Annotated in this window: 2 protein-coding genes; both read left to right on the top strand. The window is 51.9% G+C overall.

The features are described from left to right. On the top strand, positions 1–114 hold a 114-nt coding region (locus tag OGW13_RS25670), incomplete at its 5' end, for an autotransporter outer membrane beta-barrel domain-containing protein (protein ID WP_353622473.1). A 90-nt stretch (positions 115–204) separates the two neighbouring features. Further along, positions 205–2708 (top strand): autotransporter outer membrane beta-barrel domain-containing protein (locus tag OGW13_RS02705; RefSeq protein WP_287115587.1); only part of this gene is annotated, 2504 nt, incomplete at its 3' end.

Genomic DNA, 2708 nt, shown 5'->3' on the forward strand with positions numbered 1-2708 from the left:
GTTGAAGGCCAGCTTAGCCAGCGTCTGCAACTGTGGGGCAACGTCGCCCAGCAAATTGGCGACAACGGCTACAGCGATACTCAGGGAATGTTAGGCATCAAATATAGTTTCTGATCGCCCAAACAAAAAATGTCCTGCAAAGGCCGGACATTTTTTTCTTTATTACAAATAAAAATAAGTCGTTAATCTCACGGAGAGTCATAAATGACATATATAAAATGGAAATGTCTTGTACCTGTCGTGGTGGGAAGTTCGTTTCTCGCCTCACCGTTTGTCTTATCGGCCGAGTTGGAAAATAAGACCTTCACCAGTTCGATTTCGTCTATTAGCAGCGGAACCCACACCGTTAGCCTCGGTGATGTGACCCTGGACGCCAGCGGTTACACGGGCAGCGCCAGTTACCAACGCGCGCTAATCAATACCCTGAACGGTGCAGTGAACATTAATATCAGCGACGGGAATACCCTGACACTAAGAGGTTTTAATAATAACACGACAGACGAACGTGCAACGCTGCATGCTTACAAGCGAGATACACTCAGCGGCACAATGACATTCACTGGCGGCAATATTGTCGTCAGTAATGAGGTCAAAAATAGTTACGCCGATATTTACGGTTTATTTGCCGGGCCAGGTGGTAAATTTGATTTCAAAAGCGACGGCGATAATAAAGTTAATTTGACTGTACTGATGCCGCAGGCGGGATATGTCAGCACCCACCGCTGGGGGATTGGTTTGTATAACGGTGAGCTGGCCTTTGATGGCGGAAACTTTGTCATCAATGTTGACGGCGATCCGGGCGACAACTCTATCGACCGTCGCGTGGGGATGGTTCTTGCCGCAGGAAGTGATGTGGATATCAAAGCCGATCGTATTGATATCGATGCCAATGAACTGGCATTACAGTTTGCCGCAAGGGCTGGCGCGAGCACGAGTAACACTGCTTATAACGTGATTAATACTGCCAAATTTGAAGCTGACTACATCACTCTGAAAGGCAGCCAGGGTATCCTGGCGGCGCTCCCCTACGCCACTTATGGGACGAGAAATAGCATCGAATTTACGGGGCTGACGAAGATTGAAGCGCTCTCACGTGGTGATGAAAATAACCTCTTTGGTGAGGCTGGCGGTGGCCGGGCACTTGACCTGATGGCAACGGATATCACCTTCAACAGCAATGCGATCATCGTCGGCGAGAACCTGACTTACCTGGGCAACCGGCCCGGTTACGAGCATGAATTCGCAGGTTGGATCGACCCGTACTGGATGCGAACCATCTCCCTGACTGACCAGTCGTCGCTTATCGCAAAAGGCGATTTTCTGCTGACCAGTAACGGCGGATATTACAACACAGGCCTTTACCTTTGGAAAAGTGAGGCGCAGTTTCAGGGTAAAACCGCTATTACCATGCAAAATGGCGTCGATACCGCACGAGCGGTTTATGCTTATGATGGCGGTAGTAACACCACAAAAGTTGAATTCCAGGATGATTTAAGCATCTCACTGTCTGATACACACGCCAACTATGTGGCGGGTATCGAAGCCGCGGCAGGTGGTATTGTCGATGTGCAGAAAGGTCTGCTGATGACGGATAACAGCGATCCCACCTGGTCCCTGCTCTCCCGTGGAGCAAACAGCCTGATCAACGTGAATTCATTAGAAACCGGCACGGTACAGGTCATTGGCGACATTGGCGCAATTAACGATGCCACGCTCAATATGGTACTGAATAACGAAAACTCATTCCTGACGGCCACCAGCTATACCGCTACGTCTGGCTCAACCAGCAACGGTATTGTTAACCTGGATCTTTCCAACCAGGCCGTGTGGAATATGACCGGTAGCTCTCATGTCACCGACATCACCGTAGACAATGGGACTGTCAATTTCCTGCCCCCGGAAAGCAGCGGTGTGTTTAAGACTCTGACTGTAGAAGGTAATTTCTACGGCGGCGGAACACTGAAAATGAACACAACACTGGGTGGCGATGATTCTCCCACCGATAAACTTATCGTGGAAGGCGACACGTCCGGTAATACGCTGGTTGCGGTGAATAATATCGGCGGTACGGGCTCGCAAACGGTGAACGGTATTGAAATTGTCGAAGTGTATGGCAATTCCGCAGGTACTTTTGCCAAAGCCGGACGTATTGTCGCGGGGGCTTATGACTATGATGTGGTGAAAAAAGGCAGTAACTGGTATCTGACCAACACCTTCATCACTGACCCAGTGCCGGAACCTACTCCCGATCCCGCCCCAACACCGGCCCCAACGCCACAGCCGGAAGGAGAGAAAACCTATCGCCCGGAAACCGGCAGCTATCTGGCGAACACCCTTGCCGCCAACACGCTGTTCACCACCCGGCTTCACGATCGTCTGGGTGAAACCCAGTACACCGACGCGTTAACCGGCGAACAGAAAGTCACCAGCCTGTGGATGCGCCACATCGGCGGACATCACCGCTTCAAGGACGGTTCCGGGCAGATCAGCACCCAGAGTAACCGCTACGTGATGCAACTGGGCGGCGATATCGCGCAATGGAGCACCGACGGCCTCGATCGCTGGCATCTGGGTTTGATGGCCGGTTACGCCAACAGCAAGAGCCGCAGCCACTCCAGCCTGACCGGCTACACCTCTCGCGGGGAAATCAGCGGCTACAGCGCCGGTCTGTACGGCACCTGGTATGCCAACGACGCCGATAAAACCGG

It is taken from the genome of Citrobacter sp. Ca225, assembly GCF_030337175.1.
GTDB classification, from domain to species: domain Bacteria; phylum Pseudomonadota; class Gammaproteobacteria; order Enterobacterales; family Enterobacteriaceae; genus Citrobacter_A; species Citrobacter_A amalonaticus.